Origin of the sequence: Vibrio nomapromontoriensis (genome assembly GCF_050337205.1) — a bacterium.
GTDB lineage: Bacteria > Pseudomonadota > Gammaproteobacteria > Enterobacterales > Vibrionaceae > Vibrio > Vibrio nomapromontoriensis.
Window position 1 is genome coordinate 681381 of sequence record NZ_JAKJSS010000008.1, and the last position, 21470, is coordinate 702850.

Sequence of the window (21470 nt, forward strand, 5' to 3'; positions counted from 1 at the left end):
AAAAAATGAAAAACATAATTGCTTGTATCGATGGTTCTCAGTCCACTATTTCAACTTGTGAAGGCAGTGCTTGGGTCGCAAAAAAACTCGCTGCCCCACTCATTCTTTTCCATGCATTGGATAAAACAACGCGTCCTGTTGCTAGTGAGTTTTCTGGTCAAATTGGGCTTGGAAGCCAAGAAGAGTTGCTAGAAGAATTGGCGGAGCTTGACGAAACACGAAGCAAAATAATGCTTAAACACAGTCATAAAATGCTCGAGTCTGCCTATGAATGGGCATGTCGAGACGGGGTCAATGACGTCAGTAAATTGCAACGGCATGGCAGCCTAGTCGAAAGCCTGTCCGATCTCACCAGCGAATTACGAGTGTTAGTCATTGGCAAGTCGGGAGAACATCACAACACTGAGAATACCATCGGGTCCCAACTAGAGAGCGTGATTCGAGCGGTCCACGAGCACATTTTCGTGGTCACTGACCACTTCACCGCCCCTACCTCTTATATGATTGCTTTTGACGGTAGCCCAATTAGCCAAAAGCTAATTGAAAAAGCCACCCGAACAGCTTTACTTAAAGATTTGCCCTGCCATCTCACCACCATTGATGAGTCAGGAAACAAAAGTGTCGCGTTTGAGCAAGCGAAACAACAACTGCAAAACGCAGGCGTAGAGGTTACAGCAGCAAAACTTAACGGCCCCGTTGATGAGGCATTACTTCACTATCAACAACAACATCAGATCGGATTGATCGTCATGGGAGCCTACGGCCACTCAAAATTAAGGCAATATTTTGTTGGCAGTAATACAACGCAAGTGTTAGCCAATAGCACGGTTCCCTTATTACTCATTCGCTAATCAGTACTGACGCTGCAGCGTTTTGTAGAATGATCAAAACTAGTATCATAAGCTACTGATCATTCTACAATTTTCATTTAGTGCAAAGCGAATGGCAATACTTAATCATAATGCTTTGTTCAACGCATAATTAGTCTATCAAAATGGCTTCTTTAATATAAATCCTGTAATAGCCAATAACACTACTAACAACAAATAAAATGTCGATTAGAACTGCAACAGGTGAACCAACAATAACATCGTGTATCCCCCAAACTATCGTTCCTATTACCATGAGAATGCGCATTAACTTATCGTTACGGCTAAACGATGCTTTGGTATGAAGCAGCGAAGCAAGGCAACTTAACGAACTCGTTAGCCCACTGAACGTATAAATAGCCCCCAATACAGTTACAAAATAAAATAACCATTTCATTCTAGGATCAGAGATAAAAATGCCAGTAAAATAACGACAAGCGCCAATCACAAGCAAACAAGCCGCAGTCCACTCTTGCAACAAAGCAAAATGCGAAGCAATCAATAGCGCTGAAATACTTAAGGACGACAACAAAAACGTACGATTTTTAAACTGAAATGACGCGATATCGAATAAAGCCGCCAAACCAACCAATATTTGGGACGCAAAAAAAAGGGACATGAACCCTCCACTTACCAGTCAAAAAGAACACAAAATTAAAGAAATTTGGGTCATTTACTCAAACTGCATAAAAGTTACTGTTCATAAAGGCTAATCGCGTTCAGCCTCTCGACTCATAATTCTCTTATACTTTGAGCGAGCGAAATATTAGTGACAGGGGAGGTAAATGGCGACAGCATCGCATTGGGAAGGGAGATTCGAGGATGGAAAGTTCGCTAATATGGTCACTCTTCAACTCCTCTACTTGGTTAATATTACTTGGCTAATATTAATGCTTTAGACGATTCTACCTTATCTACACAGATAGAAAAAACAAAGCAATGTTACGTGTGATTGCAATTTAGTTATCAAGAGATCAGAGAGAGCAATCAAATACTCTCTCCTAATCTTAAAGCTCTGCAATTAACTATTTGAGCCCATCACACATGCATAAGCCACAAGGAAGGCTTGCTCTTGATATTGCTTAAGGCCAATTTCTTTAAACGGAACCGCAAGTGGGTTTCGTTTCAAGTGCTCTTTGATTTCTGTTGCAGGTACAACATCAACGGAAATCCCTTCAATAAGTTGAATCGCCGCTTCCAGTTTAAAGCCAACAGCACCACCAGCAAACTTGCCTTTAGTCTGACGTTGGCGAATGACCACCTTTTCAATCTGATAGTCTTGCATTAATTTAGCGAACGAAAACTGAAAATCTTTCATTTTTTGAGTGTCGTTTGCATCGCCTATCGATACTTTTGCCACTCGGCAATCAAGAATGGTAAACACCCCATCAGAAAGTGACAACAGACTTACAATCGCGTCATTACCACTAATTTCAACACCACAAATTTTCATTTCATTACCTTGTTTTTGATGAACCTGCGATTATACGGTGGGTTGCCGTTCTGTACCAGCACGAGATTTGACTATGGCTATTTGGAGATTAAGCCTACCAATCCCGACAAGGATCACTCAGTTGTCATTTCCCTCCCCACTCTGTTGATCGTGAATTCGTTCTAATGCTTCAATTCGACGCAATTGATTACTATCAAATAGAGGCTTTCTCAATGCTTGAATTTCTAATTGTCGCTCGTTTTCATCAAACGATTCATTGTTCAATATATCCGCTCTAGCAACCAAATAAGATTGAACCTGTCGATCAAATGCCGCTCGCTTTTCATCAAGTATCACTAATCTCTGTGTCGCCTCGCCGCCGACAAGCGCCTCTCTAGCGATAAATTGGCTTTGTTCTTCCATCGAGTTGGTGTCATTTAACGCTGTCAGCACGCTCGCATTATAAAAGCTCTTTTGCAGTTCTGGAGATAACTGATCAAGTTCACTTTGCCACCGCAGTTGAAACTCCTCAGCACTTTGCGCCGACGCTTGTATTACTTTTTTGGTCAGCGCAAGTTGCCGCAGTAAGTTTTCTTCGCCAAACAAACGCTCTTGCTCTGTATCCGTGAAGAACTGCGCCTGAATCAATAGCATTTGCTCATGCAACGCATGTAAGTCCGTGGTCGATTCCCCAGATCGTTCAAGATTGGCCAATGCAGCTTTGTAGCGCATATATTTTTCAAACAGCTCAAACTCTAACTGCTCAGAATTTGGCAACTGCTGGTTATAGCGTTCAAACCTTTGCGTAATGGTCGTCTTATTTTCTTGATCTAACGCTGAAATAAAATACTCAAACGTATCTCGTTCTGATGCTTGGTCAATAACGGTACCGCGCTGTGATGGTGCCTGTAGCAAACTTGCTGGCGCATCCGTCAACGTAGACCATGCTGCTATAGCCATGGTCACAACGCTTATAACGGCAATCAACACCTTAACTTTTAACAGCCGTCTCATCACTTACAATCCTTGTCTCTGGAGGCGATTGGCATGTTGTCGATAAACGGTTTTTGGATCAGTTTCAAACAGGTGATGGATACCAAGCAACCCGTTGATTTCATCTAAATGATTCATCTTATAGTCATCACGAATGACTCGACCTAAATGACTACTGCACTGTCCAACCAATCCGTCATTTGGCTCATCAAAAGTTAAACCCAGAATCAACAGCGCAGGATCGATGGGATCAAGAAGATTGGTATACGTTGAGATACCCGTCCACGAATAATAAAATACGCCATTATCCGCCTGCCATTCACCATCGCCACATGTAGAAGTGGGCACCCCCTCTGGATAATGCGCATTAAATGCCAACGAACCTTCCGTCGTTAACGCTTGCAATGAACTTAGCCCATCCTGTGGCAAATCGCTTCCTCCTGACAACACACCAATTAACGTTGTTAATGCATTGGCCAGTTGCACTGCTATTGCTTCGGGGGGTGACCCTTCCGGTATCGTTTTACGAACAAGATCCGCCACCTGAGATCCTTTATTTACCCCACCAACACTGGTCACTGACGCCACCATTTCTGGTGCAACCGCCGCCACATATCGCGCAGTTGGGGCACCATGGCTATGCCCAATGAGGTTCACTTTTTTTGCACCGGTCAGTGCCAGCACGTTCTCGACTTGTGCCAGTAATTGTTCACCTCTTACTTCTGAGCTATTCGTCGCCGATATTTGTGCAACGTAAACGTCGGCACCACTTTTCCCTAGCGATTGCGGAATGCCATAAAAATAATCAAAACCGGCCAATGTATCAAAACCAAATAAACCGTGAACAAGCACAATAGGGTACTTCGTTTCCGTGTAACCTTTGCTCGCCCCAAAACTGATGGCTTGAACATTAAATGCCACCACACTGCATAAAATAAGTGAATATAACGCTTTCATTTAACACCTCCTTGTCAGACCTCTGATGAGTAAGTGAGCGTAGTTTGCTCGCTTTTCAATCGCCAAAGAATGTTAAATAAATGTGATATTGAGCCAGAATATCGTCTTCCCAATCCCTCCCATACATAGTGGTGGGTCGCAGAACGAGCCCTCACACTCGGTTTTGTGGCTTATTTAATTATTAGACATATCAATACCAATGAATAATTTGAACTCAGATCACATCTATTCAACAAAATTCACTATTTAAGTTTGCGTAATTAAAATTTAACGCTTGAGTAACATTTGTAAATCAGACTTATTGCTCTAATACTAACTATGGATAACAAGATGAAATTTTCGCAGTGGTGTCTTTTATTAAGTGGTTTCGTTGCCTTGCCAACTTTGGCAGACACCGATGTTTACCTAACGAACAATTCAGATCAGCCTTTAACAATACAAGTCACACATGAAGGCAGTGACTTACTTCAGTACGGTGATGAGTGGCAACAGCACGTGCAAGAGCTTGGGCCTTGGCAAACCAAATCAGTACTAAGTTTTAATCGCTGGGAAGGCGTGAAATCCAATCAAACGTACCGATTTGAAACCGTCGTTTCCAACCCTCAAGGAGAGAGCGTTTCGTTAAATCAACTGATGGAGGGCCACTGGTACAACTCAACCATTGAGTACGGTATGTCAGCCGTCGATGTTGCCTTAGATTTAAAAGATGACCGAAATATTCACCGTGCTAGTACCGACTCATTTGGTTCGCGAAGCGCAGAGTTGGCGTTTAAATCTACGAGCACAGCACGCTACGACGATCTGCATTACACCATCACACCAACGAAAATCATTGAAAAGGTCGACGACAACGAACAAAATCTTAAGTTGATGACCTACAATATCTGGGCACTGCCAGCCATTGCCTCGCATATTGGTGATCGTTACCAACTGATTCCGGAATACGTCAAAGGTTATGACGTATTAGCACTGCAAGAAGTGTTTGCAAGCGGCCGTGAAGCGTTTTTGCGAGAACTAGCTAAGGAGTATCCATACCAAACAAAAATGCTCGATAAAGACGGCTTCAATATCTATGACGGAGGCGTGATCATCGTCAGTCGCTACCCTATCGTAAACGAAGCACAATACGTCTTCCCAGACTGCACAGGCACCGACTGTTTCGCAGACAAAGGCGTGAATTACGCTGAGGTAATCAAAGGAGGTCAGGCTTACCACGTGTTTGCAACTCACACTGCATCCTTTGATACTGACACGGCGCGTGAGTACCGTCAGCGCCAATTCCAGCAAATAAGAGCACTGGCAACATCACTCAAGATTCCAACCAATGAAGCCGTTATCTACAGTGGTGATTTTAACGTCAATAAACTCAAATTCCCCGGTGATTACCAACAGATGGTCGCGAATCTGAGCGCCGTAGAACCTAGCTATTCCGGTTACACCGCTTCCACCTTCGACCCACGTGTTAATAATTTTGCTGGTGAAGCCTTATCCGGAGGTGAGAACGTCGAATACTTGGATTACGTCATGGTCAGCAACGAATATGGTAAAAAGTCGTTTAATGATAACCGCGTTGATGTACCGCGTTCGACCGCTGATAGTTTGTGGACACACTACAACCTATCCGATCACTTCCCTGTCACTTCCTTGATTAAACCATGAAACGATTTTCTCTAATCATTGTGTCCGTCGTATTGGCGGGCACAGCTTTGCTGTCGATTAATTTGTTCTCGATTAAAAAGCAACAAAGTGAAAACCAAGTCGTCACTCCCATCATAGAGGATGACCCGCCCCGTCCAGACTATGACTCCCCAGTTTTTTCTACGATAGGGGGAACGAAGGGGATGAAACTGCCAGTGCACAAGACATCGGCTACGATGCCAACCCTCGCTGAGCAATTGAATACGCTCAAAGGGCGAGCATTAGTCAGAGAAATCGACGTTTTTTGGCGTACCTGCATGTCTGAGCAAAACTGCGACAACCTGTTATCCGAATTGGAAACATATTTGTCCCACGATCGCTATGAACTGGTTAAGAACTTCCAGCAATTAAACAACCAATGGCAACAGAGCATTGGTAACCTCTTGTTCGATAAACAGCAGACTTTAGCGTCTAGAATTGCACAATTTAAGGCCGACGCTCACAGGATTTGGGGTCCATTGGCCAACGTGATTTTAGAAGATGAATTTGCACTCTATGATTTTAGTTTACAAGCCGAACAGCTTAACAATGAACCTATCCAAAATTACCTAGCATCATTTGAAGAACTATTGCAAACATGGCAGGGTAAAGAAGAGACGCTTGGACTAGACAGCAATCAAGCTAAGTTTGAGCGTGCTGTTGCTTTGATTCCAGGCGCCATAGACGAAGCAGAACGACAAGCAATAATAAACGAGCTCAAGCAGACTTATCTAACCCCAGCTGAAAGTGATGCTATCGACACTCGGCAACAGCAAGTCAAACAACAACAGTCGCTTGTTCGGGATTATCAGAGCGAATTACAGCAACTCGAATCAGAATTATCGCAACAACGAGCGACTATCTACGCGAATTTGTCGGCATTGCAATGGCAGCACCACCACCAACAGCAGATAGCCAACTTTCGACGAGAGTTCTTTACCAACTAACTAAACACAATAAAGCGCTGCCCGACTATGCGGACAGCGCTTTGTTTACCAATGATTAGAGTTACGCGATTTCAGCTTGCTTCACTGGTGCAGGGTTACGAATCAAGAAATCAAACGCCCCTAAACTTGCTTTCGCACCCTCGCCCATCGCAATAATAATTTGTTTGTATGGCACTGTGGTCACATCACCCGCCGCAAATACACCTTTCATACTCGTCGCGCCATGCGCATCAATTTCGATTTCGCCACGCGGCGACAATGCAACGTTAGTACCTTTCAGCCATTCACTGTTTGGTACTAGACCAATTTGAACGAAGATACCTGACAGCTCAACACGCTTAATTTCATCCGTATTACGGTCTTTATATTCAAGACCAGTAACTCGCGTGCCATCACCCAGTACTTCCGTGGTTTGAGCCATCGTAATGATCTCAATGTTAGCTGTGCTGTTTGCTTTGTCGATCAATACTTGGTCAGCGCGAAGCGTGTCGGCGAATTCAAGCACGGTAACATGCTCAACGATGCCAGCTAGGTCAATAGCGGCTTCAATACCTGAGTTACCACCACCGATAACCGCAGTACGCTTGCCTTTGAATAACGGGCCATCACAGTGAGGACAGTAAGCCACACCTTTATTACGATACTCTTGCTCACCCGGAACGTTCATTTCACGCCAGCGTGCACCAGTACTGGTAATAACAGATCGAGCTTTGAGTACTGCGCCACTTTCCAATACCACATGCGTGTAGCCGTCTTCGGTATCTTCTGCGTCAATGATGGTTGCCGCGCGCTGCTCTGTAATCACTTCAACCCCGTACTCTTTTACATGCTCTTCTAAGCTCGCTACTAAACTCGGGCCGGTAGTGGATTTCATTGAGATAAAGTTTTCAATTGCCATGGTATCCATGACTTGACCACCAAAGCGATCGGCAACCACACCAGTACGAATGCCTTTACGCGCCGCATAGATAGCTGCAGATGAACCCGCAGGACCACCACCAACAACCAGAACATCAAAAGGTGCAGTTTCATTAAGTTGGTTCGCTTTCTTTTCAGCGGCACCAGTGTCCACTTTATTCAAGATTTCGTTTAGCGACATGCGGCCCTGACCGAATAACTCACCATTAATGAATACACTTGGCACCGCCATAATATCGCGCTGCTTCACTTCATCTTGGAATGCTGCACCGTCAATCATAGTGACATTAATCAGTGGGTTAATGGCTGCCATCATATTGAAAGATTGCACCACTTCTGGGCAGTTCTGGCATGATAGCGAGATAAAAATCTCTACATCAAGTGGCGAGTTGAGCTGCGCTATTTGCTCAATCGTTTCTGCTTCTAGTTTGATTGGGTGACCACCTGTATGCAGCAGCGCGAGCACAAGTGAGGTAAATTCATGACCCATTGGCAGGCCAGCAAAGCCAATTGCCGTGCCTTTTTCTGGGTTAACAACGCGCATCACAGGCTTTCTCGGACTTGCAGCGTCGTCACGAACGACGTCAATTTTGCTGCTTAGTGATGCGATATCATCGGCAAGAGACTGGATCTTGCTTGCTGTATCACTGTCATCAAGGCTGAGAACCAATTGAACTTGGGTTTTTACGTTTTCTAAATACGCTTTTAGCTGCTGCTTCATTGCTTGATCTAACATAACGATACCTACTCTATAAGACTGCTTAACATCAGAAGGAATTAAAAAGGGATGAATAAAAAAGAGACCCTTTTGATGTTTGGTTAATAACTATATTTACTGTTTAAGGGCTGCACGCCCCCACTTTTATGTGCCAATGGTAGAGACAATAAAAGCGACAGCGGGACGTGCAACACGGACTCGAATTTCTGCTAACGCTAATTGGTTGTTAGCGAGTTCTCGGTGGGCTTAAGACGCCAGCTTAAATTTTGCCAACTAGGTCTAAAGACGGAGCAAGTGTCGCTTCACCTTCTTTCCATTTTGCTGGGCAAACTTCACCTGGATTAGCCGCTACGTATTGCGATGCTTTGACTTTACGCATTAGGTCTTCTGCATCACGGCCAATACCTTCTGCTGTGATTTCCATTGCTTGAATCACACCTTCTGGGTCAACTAGGAACGTTGCGCGGTCTGCAAGGCCTTGGCCTTCACGCATCACACCGAAGTTATTGGTGATGTTGCCCGTTTGGTCGCCAACCATGTAGTAGTTGATTTTGCCGATTGTGTCTGAGCTGTCGTGCCATGCTTTGTGAGTAAAGTGAGTATCTGTTGATACTGAGTACACTTCTACGCCACGTGCTTGAAGCTCTGCGTAATGGTCTGCAAGGTCACCAAGCTCTGTTGGACATACAAATGTGAAGTCTGCTGGGTAGAAGAAGAACACTGCCCACTTACCTTTCACGTCTTGCTCGGTGATTTCTACGAAGTCGCCTTGTTTAAATGCCGTTGCTGAAAATGGCTTGATAGTCGTGTTAATCATAATATCGCTCTCTCTTAACTTGTTCTTTATTAGAAGGTTAAGCGCTGTTTTGCGCCGATGGAGGTATATTGCAACATCGGAGAGTTTTAGGAAATTCGTCTGTTCCTATCTATTTGATAGGAGTTTCCTATTAAAGGAGTGCAGTTCGAGAAAAATCTTTATGAAACGGAAACGGTGTAATGCCAGATGAACTGGCACTGATCATTCAACGAAGCGCCGCTTGACAGATAATGCCATCGGTATCACTGTTCAAAGCGGCTAAGAATGTTGATGTTTGGCTACTTCCAATATTGGAATAGACACAGTGTTACATATTAATAAACGCCCAAAAATCTGGGAAAAACATAATCTTGGATGAGATTAATGCCGTATTTAATGTTCACTTTATAGCAGCGAATGAAAGGTTAGACTAATTTAAGCACAGGTGTGAATTTAAACATGTCTTGGAAAGTACAGAACTCAACGGGTCCATGAGTCAATCTTCCAAAAGACTGACTCATACGTTCACTTATATTTTGTGTGACTTGTTCAATTTCGCTCTTATCCTGCTCTTCCAGCTCGATAACACGGTAGCTTAATGTAATATGAAAATGATAATCGTCGAAATCCGGCACACTGATGCCTGTCGTTAACTTTAAAACTTCACGGCATTGTTTAAGTGCTTGGGTCGATTGCTCATTCGCCGGTTTAATGCGGATTGCAGTGCCACCAATCGGGCAGTTATAAACGTAGTCAAACATCATTTCGAAACCACCTTGCGCACCCACTTGGCTTGCTCTAGTCGCAAATAAGTCGGTTGTTGCTGAAAGTTCAGCATCTAGGTCTAATTTCGATGTCCACTTATGTGCTTCACGAACCTGATCACATACGCCTTCAAAAACCGTCATATGCATACTTTCAATCGGCAGAAAAGCAAATTTATTCCCGCAGTTCATAGACTTAAGCTGATTTTGTGCCCAACGCAATTCGTCAATTAAAGGTAACGATTGATTAAGATGACAAATAAAGGTGTTTCCTGGGAATGTTCTTACACTTCCATTTTCATGGAACTTAACACCCACACTTGGTGCATATTTCATAACAATTATCCGATGTTTTTATTAAATACCTAGCGTGCGAAATACAGGGAACATACATGCCCCATAGGTATTTAGCGACGATCCAACTTTTGAAGGGGAAAACTGAGCCATTGGGTACGAACGTTCAAACTCGATCCAATTTTTTTCAAGCGCCATTTCATCAATAAGGGCTTGGCTGATATGTTGCGGGCAAGAACCACCAATGATCACACAGTCTGGGTCAAACCAGCCTAGCGTCAGGACCAGCATTGGCTTTAATTGAATAGCAGCAAATCGAACCCATTCAGCCACTACCGCATTTTCCAAACCGGGAATATCTTCAGGCCCATCTAGCTCTAAACCTGACGCGACTAATTGATCCAACAAGCCACGGATCGTTGGCTTATTTTCTTCACCAAGCAGGTTAAAGTACGTTCCGATTTCACCGGCATTATGGCGGCTACCACGGTAAAGTTTACGATTGATGATCACACCACCACCCACACCATGGCCTAATTCGAACAACACCATATTTCTTACTTCTGGCCACTGACCAGAATAAAACTCACCAACGGCTGCAACGTTACAGTCATTATCAATCCACACTGGCCACTCGAACACGTCACCAAAAACCGTGGCTAAATCGACATCGCGCCAATGTTCCATCTGAACAATCGTACGAATCGATTTTCCGTCGCCCTCTGAAGGCCCCGGCATAGATACACCAATACCAAGAATGCGAGCATGTTGGATTTTGTGCTTATCCACTAGTATGTCGATTTGGGTTTTAATATTCTGCAGTACATCGACAATGGGTGCCTCTTCAGCGTAATCGATGATTTCAGTATCAATCACTTCACCACAGAAATTTGCCAAACCTACTTCAATCCTATGAATATGGAAGGCGATACCAAATGAAAAAGCTGCATATGGGTTCAACTGCAACGGGATGATTGGCTGGCCACGACCAATTTTCTCTCTTGGTCCTTCTTTGATCATGTTCATTGCCAGTAACTCTTTAGAAATGCTAGTCACAGAACCACTACGCAAACCTGTTTTTTCAACAATTTTTGCACGCGGTACTGAGCTATGCTGTCGACAAACCGCCAGTAACTTCTTCTGTCCTGGTGTCAATTCTAGTTGTAATGGTTTTATCGGAGTTAACATGTTCAGCTATTCTCTATTTATGGTTCAGTCGTGCATTATTAGTTATGTAGATAGTGCATAATCAGTCAAAAAGTGCGGCGTTAAATCGCCTCCATACCCGCTTCTTGTACTAGCTCTTTCAGCATATCAATATCGTCATGGCTAATCATATCAATGAGACCTTCGCGCAACCATTGAATAATGTCACTATGTACGTCGTAGCCATAATATTGATTAAACCATTGAGTTGGTTTCATATTTTTATCTTTGTTTGGTAAATACAAACGTGTGACTAAGCCCGAGTTTTTATAATCTTCGAGCACACTTCGCGTTGTATAAGGGTATTCCACGCACACAGCAGAAGCATTTGATTCCAATACGGCATTTAACTGATTTTGATAGCGAGCTAACGTCACGGCTTGCAATTGAATGTCCGGCAAACGAGTTTTCACCAGATTAATTACAGTATGGTCAAACCCCAGTAGTTGGATATACGCTGATGAATTCGGAGTGTGTTCGATCAATTCTGCAAACTTTTCAGCAAAACGGTGATGGTTTCGCCTTTGTTTCACCTCAACAATTAACCCAACGTCATGTTCAATCGCCCATTCAAGCACTGCGTTAAATTTAGGAATAGGCGTACTTTCGAATGACGAGTGGAACCAACTACCGAAATCCAAAGCTTCTAGTTCTGCTAACGTCATTTGTTCTACATAGCCACACCCATTAGAAGTGCGGTTAACACTTGGGTCATGGATCACCACCAGCTCTTCATCTAATGTCATTGCGATATCGATCTCGATACAGCTGGTATTTCGCTCAACGGCACTAATGAATGCTGGCATGGTATTTTCGGGGCAGCGTATACAGTCACCTCTATGGCTATTTACTAGCACTTTTCCCGTTTTCGCCACATTAAAAGTAAACATCGAGCACCGCACATTAAGCTATATAGAAAAGGTTAATCTAGAATACAGAGATATAACACTTACTGTCAACAAACAAAATGCAACAAAAACCCAAAAACAAAACACACTTTAAAACAATTACTTATTAAACTTTCTGTGATCGACAAGTGATTTTAGCGTAAAAAAATCCGCTCAATAACAAAACTGAAATAAACTACAAATAATCTAACTACAAATTTAAACTTTCAAAAAAAGGTTAATCATGGCAATTTTGGAACTTCGTTCTGTTACTAAAACTTATGGTGACTTTTACGCGTCTAAAGCGATCACTTTCTCTGTAGAACAAGGCGAATTTGTCACTCTGCTTGGCCCAAGTGGTTGTGGCAAAACAACATTGCTAAAAATGATCGGCGGATTCCAAACGCCAACATCAGGTGAAATCTTGATGAACGAGCGTGTAGTAAACCGAATTCCACCAGAAAAGCGCGAGACGGCAATGTGCTTTCAATCCTATGCTTTATTCCCACATCTAAGTGTTTCACACAATATTTGTTTCGGTATGGTTCAACAGAAAATCGACAAAAATGAGCAAAAACGTCGTTTAGCGGAAATCTTATCTCAGGTTGGTCTCGTTGAGCACAAGGATAAGCTGCCAGCACAACTATCAGGTGGTCAACAACAGCGTGTAGCACTGGCTCGTGCGATGGTGACTCGTCCTGACATCATCCTATTTGATGAGCCATTATCTAATCTTGATGCGAAAATGCGTGAAGGTGTACGTTTCGAAATAAAAGAGCTGCAACGTCAGCATAATCTAACTTCTATCTATGTAACGCACGACCAAGCTGAAGCGTTGGCAATGAGTGACCGAATTGTCGTACTTAACGGTGGCAACATTGAACAAATAGGGACACCTGAAGATATTTATTACCGCCCAGCGAATCGCTTTGTCGCAGACTTTATCGGCGCTGCAAATATCCACCAAGCTTATGTTGAGCCAACTTCACAGAGCCACCAATACCGCGTGAGCTGCAACATGGGTGAATTCATCATTGAGTCCGCAGAGGAACCACAAGCGAGTGAGATCTTTCTTTGCTGGCGTCCAGAAGACGCTGAAATTTGTAAGAAAGGCGAACCGAACAGCTTTGAAGTCAAAGTCGAATCATCGGCTTTCCAAGGCAATAACTTGGACGTATTTGGTTGGATTGGGACAGAGACTCCACAAAAAATCCGTTTACAGCTGAGTGGCCGAGTTTCAGCTCACCAAGGTGAAACCATTCACGTCAAACTGCCTGAGTTTGGTATTCGTTTCTTAGAGGGAGTTGGAGCATGAATCTAAAACCCTACTTATTGCTGATTCCCGGAGTAGGCACCATTGCCTTGCTCATGGGAAGCGCGCTCTACGTGGTGGTCGCGCAAAGCTTTGGTTTGTTTAGTGTGATGGGCGAAACCAATGCGACTTTTGAATACTGGCAAACCACTCTGAGTGACCCTATTCTATGGCGCTCGGTGGCTTACTCTCTAAGAACTTCAGTACTCGGTACATTAGGCGCAGTTATGCTCGCCTACCCTATTGCGCTTTGGTTACATAAGCCTATGCCGGGTAAGCCTGCCATTATTGGTGTTTTACGTGCACCTATGTTTGTTCCTGGGCTCGTTGCAGCATTTTTACTGATGAACGTGATCGCTTATCACGGTATTTTTAACGAGTCACTATTAGCTCTCGGTATTATTGATAAACCGATGCGCCTGTCTAACGACAAGTTCGGCTGGAGCATTGTGGTGCTGCAAGTTTGGAAAAACTTACCGTTCGCATTAATCCTGATCAGCGGTTCAATTGCGAGCATTCGAGGCGATCTAATGGATGCAGCTCTAGACCTTGGCGCAACTCGCTGGGCAAGATTCTGTCAGGTGATTTTTCCATTAACGATTCCAGCATTACAAGCAGCGTCTATTCTAATTTTCATTGGCGCTCTCGGTGACTTCTCATTTGCTTCAGTAGCTGGTTCACGCAGTAGCTACTCACTGGCTATGTTAATGAACATTACCGCAACTCAGTACTACGAGTGGGAAAACTCGGCAGTTATCGCGATGGTCATTATGCTTCTAGCCGGTTTATCCGCTGTTGTTCTAACTTTACTAACTCAACCATTTGTTACACGTAAAAGCGTTGTTGTGGATATGGAGAAAGCATCATGAGTCGCCTACGCAACTTAACGAACACCCAATGGGTCATGTTGATTTCCATTGCCTTCTTTGTGCTAGTCAACTTACTGTGGCTTGGTGTGCCATTTGCGATGGCTATCATCTGGTCTCTTGTGGATCCAAACCACCCGTGGAGCTACCCAGACTTATTCCCACAAGTTCTCTCTTTTGGGCGTTGGGTTGAAGTGTGGGAAAATACTTCCCTCCCTGAAGCGCTGCGCAACAGTTATTCGGTTGCACCTGCGGTAGCTATTTTAACCATAACACTAGCAATGCCGACAGCCTATGCCTTTGGCCGCATGGAGTTTCGTGGCAAAAAGCTTGCTGAAATGGTGTCACTGCTACCTATGGTTATGCCTTCAATGATTTTGGCAGTCTTTTTCAGTGCAATGCTCCTTGAACTAGGGTTAACCGACCCATACGTCAACATTGTCATCGCTCACACAGTATTGGCTTTACCTTATGCTATTCGTATTTTGTCGGCCGGTTTTAAAGCCATTCCGCAAGATTTGATTGATGCCTGTTCAGACATGGGCGCAGGCAAAATTGGGACTTTTAAGCACGCCTTTTTGCCTATGCTTAAGCCAAGCTTACTTGCATCATCAATCTTCTGTTTGGTTATCAGTATTGAGGAATTCAACATGTCCTACGTACTTGGTGCACCTGATTTTATTACGGTTCCAACCATCTTATATTCATTTTTGGGTTACTCCTTTATCAGGCCTGATGCTGCCGTTGTATCTCTGATCCTTGTAATTCCAAATGTACTACTGATGTTACTAATTGAACGTCTATTGAAAGGAAACTACTTGTCTCAATCGACAGGTAAAGCTTAATTTCGTGAGGATACAATGAAAAAAACTCTACTAGCAGCACTACTAAGCACCACAGCATTTTCTAGCTTTGCATACGATGTAAATACAATGACCTGGGAAGAAATTGAAACTCAAGCGAAAGAAGAGGGCTCGGTAACTTTCTCAGTTTGGTATCTTCAACCTGGTTTTCGAAAATTTGTGAAAAGCTTTGAATCAGAGACGGGGATTAAAGTTCGTATCCCTGAAGGCACTCACGATGGTAACCGCAACAAGCTTCAAGCTGAAAGCCGTCGTAATGAGGGCTCTATGGATGTCGTGGCACTTGGCCCAACAGCATTAAACACATTCAAGTTAGAAAACACTCTATTAAGCTTAGATAAACTGCCAGAAATTAAGAAGCTGAATCAATCAGCAGAAGGGATTAATTCTCAAGGCTATGGTGTGACGTTTTGGGGCAACCAAAGCGGACTTGCTTACGACCCTAGCCGTATCAGCGAATCTGATTTACCACAGACGTTCAAAGAGATGGAGAGCTACATCAAAAGCAACCCTAAGGCATTTGCTGTGAATGATCCTAATGGCGGTGGCGCAGGTCAGCGTTTCATCGAGTCAAGCATTCGTCATGTATCAGGCACGTTCGATATGACGGACAAACTTGATAAAAAAGTCGTAAAATCGTGGGCGCAAACTTGGGATTGGTACCAAACAAACGAAGAAGATATGCTGATCACAGCATCTAACGCAGACAGCTTAACTCGTATCAACGATGGTGAAATCACACTAGCTCCGGCTTGGGAAGATCACCTAGCCGGTTTACAAAAGCGTGGCGCGATTACTGATCGCATCAAATTCTACATCCCTGAGTTTGGTATGTCGGGTGGCGGTAACTTCGTTACAGTTGCAAAGAACAGCCAACATCAAGCTGCTGCTTTAGTTTTCATTAACTGGTTAACATCTGCCGAGACTCAAACCGCATTAAACGCAGAGTTTGGCACAGCACCACAGCACCCTGATGCCGACGCATCTAACGCACTAATCTCACAAGAGATGCGCAGTAACTCAACTGAACCGTTTAACTCTGAGTATAGTGCTTACCTGAAGAAGCAATTCACTCGTAACGTGCTAATGCGCTAGTGTCTCGTTAACGATCGATACACTCAAAAATACTAAGGCCTCGTAAACACGAGGCCTTAGTTCTATTCATTACTAGAGAATGATCAGCTCCAGACATGCTGAACACCAAGATAAGCGACTTGAGCTTGCAATACATGGAGTGAGTCATTATTTACTAAGATCGCTAACAAGCTCCTGTCCAAAAGCGAGGTTGGCCTCCACGTTAGAGAACAAGTCGCGTGCCATTTTGAGGCCTGATTGTGACAAGGTTGATATAACTGTTAGCGAGATCTGACTGAGTGATGAGTCATTTGCTATCTTTATAAAAAACCAAGACACAAGGACAGTGCTATGGAATTTGATTGGGTTGAATGGTTTGGTTATCTGGCATCGCTCGTGGTGCTTATCTCTCTAACGATGACATCAATAGTCAAGCTAAGAGTGATTAACTTCATCGGTTGCTTACTGTTTGCAGCATTTGCTTATTTTATTAACTCTTATCCAACGATGTTGATGAATCTTGGTATTGCTTGCATCAATGTCTACTACCTTTACCAGCTTGCGGGGTCGAAAGATAAGTTCAAACTGGTAGCGGCCACCATCGATTCTGAATACTTCGAGCATTTTGTTTCAACCAATGCTAAAGATATCGAAAAACAGACCACCGTAAAGGAATTGAGAGCAGGAAACTCAGCATTTTATCTACTAAGAAATAACGCCATTGCCGGTCTTCTAGTCGGGACTAAGCAAGATAATGGAGTATTCAACGTTTCACTAGATTACGTGACTCCTGAATATCGAGACTTAAAGCTGGCTTACTATTTTTATCAAACCAACCCTGAGCTAATAAAAAGTCGAGGAATAAGTGTGCTTAAAGCAACGGCAAGTACCTCTGAGCATAGCGATTATTTAATACAAGTTGGCTTTAATAAATCGGAAGGCAGTGACTATAGCTATGAAAAAAGATTGTAGCTCCATTGTGAATCACATGCCTAAAGAAGTTTCTTCGCCATTCCCTAGAAAAATGGAATCTTATCCAAGCGCGTTGAGTGGCTAAATCTGCATGCAGCGCTAACTCATCTCTGTCCAAAAGTGAGTTTTAGTGGGCTTGTTGCCACAGTAAAACCTATGCCCTCCCCCCCCAAGACATATGCCGTAACATTTACCACCACTTACACACATAGTTTTACATTTTTCCTCTACCTATATGCACCTGCACACCTATACTTTATCTGCCCAACAAAGGGCAAATACCTTTAGGAGTAATTGGTCATGAAAATTAATATAACGCTATTAGCAACCCTTGCTTCACTATCTACGTCAGCTGCTTTCGCTGACACTATATGGATTGAAGATTATTTAGGTGAAGACATAAAGATATATGATGGCACAAATCATATTAAACCATACACTAATGCAAACGGGCGTATTGGCTACTCATTCAGGCCGACAGCATCAAATGTTAAAATGATTATAGGTCAAGAAGAGTACCAAATGCTTACGTCTCGTGGTACTTACGCACCCTATGGTTGTAATTACACGTTTATGTTTAGTGAGGATGGAAAATATCAATCAAACGGTGGGTATTGCACCTCACTTTTTGACAGCCCACCAGAGAGAATCGTCTTACAGAACGATTCTCTGAATGATATTTACCCAGCTTTTGATGCGGGATGGGGTTATGCTGCCGATTCAATCTTTGGCTTCCTAAAGAAAGAGCAAAGTCAGCTATATACTCCTAATAATAAATTTCTGTCATCAATTGGTATTTCATATGGCAATACAATTAAACAAGTAGGTTTCTACGATCAAACTACTACAGAATACGTGACATGTTCAGAGAATCTTGTATTTTCGGGTGTAACTCAGTTCAAGTATATTTTTGATGAAAAAACACGCCAAGGTCAATGTGAGCAGTTCTAGATAATAATAGGACTTACGCATTGATGGCTCTGACCTATTTTGGTAGTTGGTTACCTTTTTCTTCTTAATAAATTCACAAAAGTACCAACTACCTCTTTAAATAGCTCACGTTGATGCCGTTACGTATTATTAATACTGGACACCAAGTTACGTAACTTTCCATACTAATAGTTATTCATGAATTGCTAATCTAGGAAACTCACGGGTAAATAATAGTCCAAAGGTGTGGTGTGCTAACTCGATCTTAGCTAACGCATTTTTGTACCATCATGAACTACGACCGATTAGCCACTCAGTTCACGGAGGTATAATTTGAGCTACATTTAGTCATTCCCAAAATACGGAATTAAAGTCAGATTATACCTCTATCTAAGTGACCAAGTTCAATCTGTCATTACATAATAGCATCTTGCTCAACTTAATCTCTGAAGTGAGCAAGATATCGTTTTTCACTGATGATTCGAAGGTTATTTCTATTCGTCAGTATTGCTAACATGAATCATGTCAATGGCTTATTTTGCTGTTAACGCTGCACCATCAAAGCGAATACCTGCCCAACCGTGTTGGATAAAGTTGCGAATGTTGGCATGGTCGCTGCCGCTTGGATTCTTTAAAACGTCATCACGATAGAATTGACCAAAACAGGCCAGCGTAGATGACTCATCTAATCCCTGTATCTGAGCAAAAGCAAAAATCTTACAAGACCCATTATTTTGGCCTGCTTGGTTTTCGGTTTCTCCGTTTACAAAGCTGACTGGGTTAAAATCAAAATGTTCGTCAATCACTTGCATCGTCTGCTCAAACATGACTTCATTCGGCTTTGTCGCCAGCAACTCTAGAAATTTATCCATATTATCTCGTCCCTCTCTATTGATAAGAAACCGCACTATATCATCAGATAAATATAAGGTGGCGATACAAAAGCAGAAAAACTTGTGACGGACAGTTACGAGCTCGCCGCTAGCTTATCACCTGGAACAGCCCCTTTGCTTTGCCACAAAAGCACACGCCCCAATTCGCTAGGCGATATTGGGCCGTGTAACACGGACTCAAACTTCCGTTTAAACTCATTCTTAGTTAGTTGGTATTCGCTAACTTAAGATGCTCGCTTAGATTTTGCCAACTAGGTCTAAAGACGGAGCAAGTGTCGCTTCACCTTCTTTCCATTTTGCAGGGCAAACTTCACCTGGGTTAGCCGCTACGTATTGCGCTGCTTTGACTTTACGCATTAGGTCTTCTGCATCACGGCCAATACCTTCTGCTGTGATTTCCATTGCTTGAATCACGCCTTCTGGGTCAACTAAGAACGTTGCGCGGTCTGCAAGGCCTTGACCTTCACGCATCACACCGAAGTTATTGGTGATGTTGCCCGTTTGGTCGCCAACCATGTAGTAATTGATTTTGCCGATTGTGTCTGAGCTGTCGTGCCATGCTTTGTGAGTAAAGTGAGTATCTGTGGATACTGAGTACACTTCTACGCCACGCGATTGTAGCTCTGCGTAATGGTCTGCAAGGTCACCAAGCTCTGTTGGACATACAAACGTGAAATCTGCTGGGTAGAAGAAGAAGACTGCCCACTTACCTTTCACGTCTTGCTCTGTGATTTCTACGAAGTCGCCTTGTTTGAATGCCGTTGCTGAAAATGGCTTGATAGTCGTGTTAATCATAATATCGCTCTCTCTTAACTTGTTCTTTTTTAGAAGGTTAAGCGCTGTTTTGCGCCGATGGAGGTATATTGCAACATCGGAGAGTTTTAGGAAATTCGTCTGTTCCTATCTATTCAATTGGCAAATCCTATCAAAACATTACCATGCTGTTGTTTGAAATACGTCGACGCCATTCTTTATGGTTTCAAACTCTGACAAACCTGTACAGACAACTAAACAAACCTGTACAGACGGCAACACGAACCTTTGCTAACTTGATTAAAAAAGCAACGGAATGCCAAAATGAAAGCACTCAGCCAATTAATATTGATCACTCTCTCTTTTCCTCTCTTTGCAGGGGCTACAGAACTTCATCTCAATGCAATACCGGAATCCCAACTCAATCGTTATATCCATACCTTCCAACAGAAACAGCAAGAACTGTGGATAAAATACGACGGACAGCGTTATCCGCTTACTCTCGCGACAATTACCGAAGACGCCTTAGTCACTCGTTACTCACAAGGGTTAGTGTACATTTCGTTTGATTTTGAAAGTGGTCCAGGGAAAAAAGTAACCGTACTAAAAGGGGCACTTGATGACGAACTCAGTAGTGTCGAACCAATGGATAACGCCGACAGTGTATGGGTGTCTTCTCACGTCAGCATTGATGAATCTGACGATAGTTATCGATACCGCGGCACATTGAGCCATGCTGGCGACCCTAGCACTGAATTTACACTCAACTTTAATGACTCCCTCATTGATGCAGGCACCAGCCAATTCAAGTTCGATGCTAACGAAGCAGTACTGACGGGCGAGTTAGGGACTAAAACCTACTTGCAGCTGAAAGATATTGTTCAAAACCACCAACAAGTCGACACCATTGTCATCAAAGCCGTTCGTGGCTCATTGAATGACGATATCAACTTACATACTGGAAACTTACTACGAAATGCAGGCCTGAATACTAAGATCCCCGAGAATGGGTTTGCTTATTCAGGAGGCGTCGATCTGTTCAGCGCTGGTGTGATAAGAACGATAGAACCCGGCGCACGCGTTGGAGTCCACTCCTGGTGTTGTTCAGATGATGGAAAAACAGCCAGTGAACTAAAAACAAACGATCCTGCGCACCATGACCAACTTACCTATTTCAGTAAGATGTTGGGCAAGGAAACAGGCCCTAAATTCTATTTTTATACCCTTTCTGCGGCGCCATTTGACGGTATACATACAATGAGCCAAAGTGAAATGAAGCAATACGGCTTATTAACCGAGCAATAGCAACACCTTCACCATCGTGATCAGACGTCAGTCTTAGAGCAAGT

General features: G+C 43.2%; 21 protein-coding genes and 1 pseudogene. 11 read left to right on the top strand and 11 right to left on the bottom strand.

From position 1 onward, the window contains the following. Positions 1-5: 5 nt before the first annotated feature. Positions 6-851 carry a universal stress protein gene (locus L4D05_RS10775; protein WP_428793947.1) on the top strand — a complete coding sequence of 282 codons (846 nt, stop codon included), beginning with the start codon at positions 6-8 and terminating at the stop codon, positions 849-851. 130 nt (positions 852-981) lie between these two features. Here L4D05_RS10775 and L4D05_RS10780 read toward each other — a convergent pair whose 3' ends face one another. From L4D05_RS10780 to L4D05_RS10795, 4 genes are all read right to left on the bottom strand, one after another. Further along, the gene (locus tag L4D05_RS10780; RefSeq protein WP_428793948.1) at positions 982-1488 is read right to left on the bottom strand and encodes a YgjV family protein; all 507 of its coding nucleotides are present in this window, start codon (positions 1486-1488) and stop codon (positions 982-984) included. A gap of 402 nt (positions 1489-1890) precedes the next feature. After that, positions 1891-2322, bottom strand: a complete 432-nt coding sequence (locus tag L4D05_RS10785) for a DUF3010 family protein (RefSeq protein WP_428754727.1) — start codon at positions 2320-2322, stop codon at positions 1891-1893. Between the two features lie 117 nt (positions 2323-2439). Continuing rightward, entirely contained in the window at positions 2440-3315 is an 876-nt protein-coding gene (locus tag L4D05_RS10790) for a lipase secretion chaperone (protein WP_428793949.1), read from the bottom strand. A gap of 3 nt (positions 3316-3318) precedes the next feature. Further along, a complete protein-coding gene (locus tag L4D05_RS10795; RefSeq protein WP_428793950.1) occupies positions 3319-4251 on the bottom strand; it encodes a lipase family alpha/beta hydrolase in 933 nt (310 codons plus the stop codon). A gap of 330 nt (positions 4252-4581) precedes the next feature. Here L4D05_RS10795 and L4D05_RS10800 point away from each other — a divergent pair, with 330 nt between their 5' ends. Together L4D05_RS10800 and L4D05_RS10805 are read left to right on the top strand one after the other, a co-directional pair. Further along, positions 4582-5910 (top strand): sphingomyelin phosphodiesterase, encoded by a 1329-nt coding sequence (locus tag L4D05_RS10800; protein WP_428793951.1) that lies wholly within the window; start codon positions 4582-4584, stop codon positions 5908-5910. Continuing rightward, the gene (locus L4D05_RS10805) at positions 5907-6875 is read left to right on the top strand and encodes a chromosome partitioning protein ParA (protein WP_428793952.1); all 969 of its coding nucleotides are present in this window, start codon (positions 5907-5909) and stop codon (positions 6873-6875) included. The genes L4D05_RS10800 and L4D05_RS10805 overlap by 4 nt, the downstream gene beginning before the upstream one ends. Before the next feature lie 61 nt (positions 6876-6936). On the opposite strand, the gene ahpF is transcribed toward L4D05_RS10805, so the two are convergent. Continuing rightward, entirely contained in the window at positions 6937-8529 is a 1593-nt protein-coding gene (gene ahpF, locus L4D05_RS10810) for an alkyl hydroperoxide reductase subunit F (RefSeq protein WP_428793953.1), read from the bottom strand. Between the two features lie 241 nt (positions 8530-8770). Next, positions 8771-9328 (bottom strand): alkyl hydroperoxide reductase subunit C, encoded by a 558-nt coding sequence (gene ahpC / locus L4D05_RS10815; RefSeq protein ID WP_428793954.1) that lies wholly within the window; start codon positions 9326-9328, stop codon positions 8771-8773. 191 nt (positions 9329-9519) lie between these two features. Here ahpC (L4D05_RS10815) and L4D05_RS10820 point away from each other — a divergent pair. Further along, positions 9520-9741: pseudogene (locus L4D05_RS10820) on the top strand (hypothetical protein); the annotation flags it as partial. On the opposite strand, the gene L4D05_RS10825 reads toward L4D05_RS10820, so the two are convergent. The 3 genes from L4D05_RS10825 to L4D05_RS10835 all read right to left on the bottom strand — a co-directional run bounded on the left by L4D05_RS10825 (position 9733) and on the right by L4D05_RS10835 (position 12461). Continuing rightward, the gene (locus tag L4D05_RS10825; protein WP_428793955.1) at positions 9733-10407 is read right to left on the bottom strand and encodes a DUF1868 domain-containing protein; all 675 of its coding nucleotides are present in this window, start codon (positions 10405-10407) and stop codon (positions 9733-9735) included. The pseudogene L4D05_RS10820 and the gene L4D05_RS10825 overlap by 9 nt on opposite strands. A 21-nt stretch (positions 10408-10428) precedes the next feature. Then, entirely contained in the window at positions 10429-11553 is a 1125-nt protein-coding gene (locus L4D05_RS10830; protein WP_428793956.1) for an ROK family protein, read from the bottom strand. 80 nt (positions 11554-11633) lie between these two features. Next, positions 11634-12461: a glycerophosphodiester phosphodiesterase gene (locus L4D05_RS10835; protein ID WP_428793957.1), complete on the bottom strand. Its 828-nt coding sequence runs from the start codon at positions 12459-12461 to the stop codon at positions 11634-11636. Between the two features lie 241 nt (positions 12462-12702). Here L4D05_RS10835 and L4D05_RS10840 point away from each other — a divergent pair, with 241 nt between their 5' ends. The 6 genes from L4D05_RS10840 to L4D05_RS10865 all read left to right on the top strand — a co-directional run bounded on the left by L4D05_RS10840 (position 12703) and on the right by L4D05_RS10865 (position 18496). Continuing rightward, positions 12703-13773, top strand: coding sequence for an ABC transporter ATP-binding protein (locus L4D05_RS10840; RefSeq protein ID WP_428751924.1), 1071 nt, complete (start codon positions 12703-12705; stop codon positions 13771-13773). Then, positions 13770-14639 (top strand): ABC transporter permease, encoded by an 870-nt coding sequence (locus tag L4D05_RS10845; protein WP_428751925.1) that lies wholly within the window; start codon positions 13770-13772, stop codon positions 14637-14639. Before L4D05_RS10840 ends, L4D05_RS10845 begins: the two co-directional genes overlap by 4 nt. Next, positions 14636-15481 carry an ABC transporter permease gene (locus L4D05_RS10850; RefSeq protein ID WP_428793958.1) on the top strand — a complete coding sequence of 282 codons (846 nt, stop codon included), beginning with the start codon at positions 14636-14638 and terminating at the stop codon, positions 15479-15481. Before L4D05_RS10845 ends, L4D05_RS10850 begins: the two co-directional genes overlap by 4 nt. Positions 15482-15496: 15 nt before the next feature. Then, positions 15497-16594, top strand: coding sequence for an extracellular solute-binding protein (locus L4D05_RS10855; protein ID WP_428751929.1), 1098 nt, complete (start codon positions 15497-15499; stop codon positions 16592-16594). 330 nt (positions 16595-16924) lie between these two features. Then, positions 16925-17545 carry a hypothetical protein gene (locus L4D05_RS10860; RefSeq protein WP_428751931.1) on the top strand — a complete coding sequence of 207 codons (621 nt, stop codon included), beginning with the start codon at positions 16925-16927 and terminating at the stop codon, positions 17543-17545. Between the two features lie 300 nt (positions 17546-17845). Continuing rightward, positions 17846-18496 carry a hypothetical protein gene (locus tag L4D05_RS10865; RefSeq protein ID WP_428751932.1) on the top strand — a complete coding sequence of 217 codons (651 nt, stop codon included), beginning with the start codon at positions 17846-17848 and terminating at the stop codon, positions 18494-18496. Positions 18497-19008: 512 nt separating this feature from the next. Here L4D05_RS10865 and L4D05_RS10870 read toward each other — a convergent pair. Both L4D05_RS10870 and ahpC (L4D05_RS10875) read right to left on the bottom strand, forming a co-directional pair. Beyond that, a complete protein-coding gene (locus L4D05_RS10870) occupies positions 19009-19347 on the bottom strand; it encodes a HopJ type III effector protein (RefSeq protein WP_428793959.1) in 339 nt (112 codons plus the stop codon). Between the two features lie 258 nt (positions 19348-19605). Further along, entirely contained in the window at positions 19606-20163 is a 558-nt protein-coding gene (ahpC, locus tag L4D05_RS10875; RefSeq protein ID WP_265675474.1) for an alkyl hydroperoxide reductase subunit C, read from the bottom strand. Between the two features lie 282 nt (positions 20164-20445). On the opposite strand from ahpC (L4D05_RS10875), the gene L4D05_RS10880 reads away from it, so the two are divergent. Then, on the top strand, positions 20446-21426 hold the full coding sequence (locus tag L4D05_RS10880) for a hypothetical protein (RefSeq protein WP_428793960.1): 981 nt from the start codon (positions 20446-20448) through the stop codon (positions 21424-21426). Positions 21427-21470 lie beyond the last annotated feature (44 nt).

Bases quoted from the DNA above. Each gene is read 5' to 3' on its own strand.
- L4D05_RS10775 (WP_428793947.1), top strand. From the start codon at position 6: ATGAAAAACATAATTGCTTGTATCGATGGTTCTCAGTCCACTATTTCA.
- L4D05_RS10780 (WP_428793948.1), bottom strand. From the start codon at position 1,488: ATGTCCCTTTTTTTTGCGTCCCAAATATTGGTTGGTTTGGCGGCTTTA.
- L4D05_RS10785 (WP_428754727.1), bottom strand. From the start codon at position 2,322: ATGAAAATTTGTGGTGTTGAAATTAGTGGTAATGACGCGATTGTAAGT.
- L4D05_RS10790 (WP_428793949.1), bottom strand. From the start codon at position 3,315: ATGAGACGGCTGTTAAAAGTTAAGGTGTTGATTGCCGTTATAAGCGTT.
- L4D05_RS10795 (WP_428793950.1), bottom strand. From the start codon at position 4,251: ATGAAAGCGTTATATTCACTTATTTTATGCAGTGTGGTGGCATTTAAT.
- L4D05_RS10800 (WP_428793951.1), top strand. From the start codon at position 4,582: ATGAAATTTTCGCAGTGGTGTCTTTTATTAAGTGGTTTCGTTGCCTTG.
- L4D05_RS10805 (WP_428793952.1), top strand. From the start codon at position 5,907: ATGAAACGATTTTCTCTAATCATTGTGTCCGTCGTATTGGCGGGCACA.
- ahpF (WP_428793953.1), bottom strand. From the start codon at position 8,529: ATGTTAGATCAAGCAATGAAGCAGCAGCTAAAAGCGTATTTAGAAAAC.
- ahpC (WP_428793954.1), bottom strand. From the start codon at position 9,328: ATGATTAACACGACTATCAAGCCATTTTCAGCAACGGCATTTAAACAA.
- L4D05_RS10825 (WP_428793955.1), bottom strand. From the start codon at position 10,407: ATGAAATATGCACCAAGTGTGGGTGTTAAGTTCCATGAAAATGGAAGT.
- L4D05_RS10830 (WP_428793956.1), bottom strand. From the start codon at position 11,553: ATGTTAACTCCGATAAAACCATTACAACTAGAATTGACACCAGGACAG.
- L4D05_RS10835 (WP_428793957.1), bottom strand. From the start codon at position 12,461: ATGTTTACTTTTAATGTGGCGAAAACGGGAAAAGTGCTAGTAAATAGC.
- L4D05_RS10840 (WP_428751924.1), top strand. From the start codon at position 12,703: ATGGCAATTTTGGAACTTCGTTCTGTTACTAAAACTTATGGTGACTTT.
- L4D05_RS10845 (WP_428751925.1), top strand. From the start codon at position 13,770: ATGAATCTAAAACCCTACTTATTGCTGATTCCCGGAGTAGGCACCATT.
- L4D05_RS10850 (WP_428793958.1), top strand. From the start codon at position 14,636: ATGAGTCGCCTACGCAACTTAACGAACACCCAATGGGTCATGTTGATT.
- L4D05_RS10855 (WP_428751929.1), top strand. From the start codon at position 15,497: ATGAAAAAAACTCTACTAGCAGCACTACTAAGCACCACAGCATTTTCT.
- L4D05_RS10860 (WP_428751931.1), top strand. From the start codon at position 16,925: ATGGAATTTGATTGGGTTGAATGGTTTGGTTATCTGGCATCGCTCGTG.
- L4D05_RS10865 (WP_428751932.1), top strand. From the start codon at position 17,846: ATGAAAATTAATATAACGCTATTAGCAACCCTTGCTTCACTATCTACG.
- L4D05_RS10870 (WP_428793959.1), bottom strand. From the start codon at position 19,347: ATGGATAAATTTCTAGAGTTGCTGGCGACAAAGCCGAATGAAGTCATG.
- ahpC (WP_265675474.1), bottom strand. From the start codon at position 20,163: ATGATTAACACGACTATCAAGCCATTTTCAGCAACGGCATTCAAACAA.
- L4D05_RS10880 (WP_428793960.1), top strand. From the start codon at position 20,446: ATGAAAGCACTCAGCCAATTAATATTGATCACTCTCTCTTTTCCTCTC.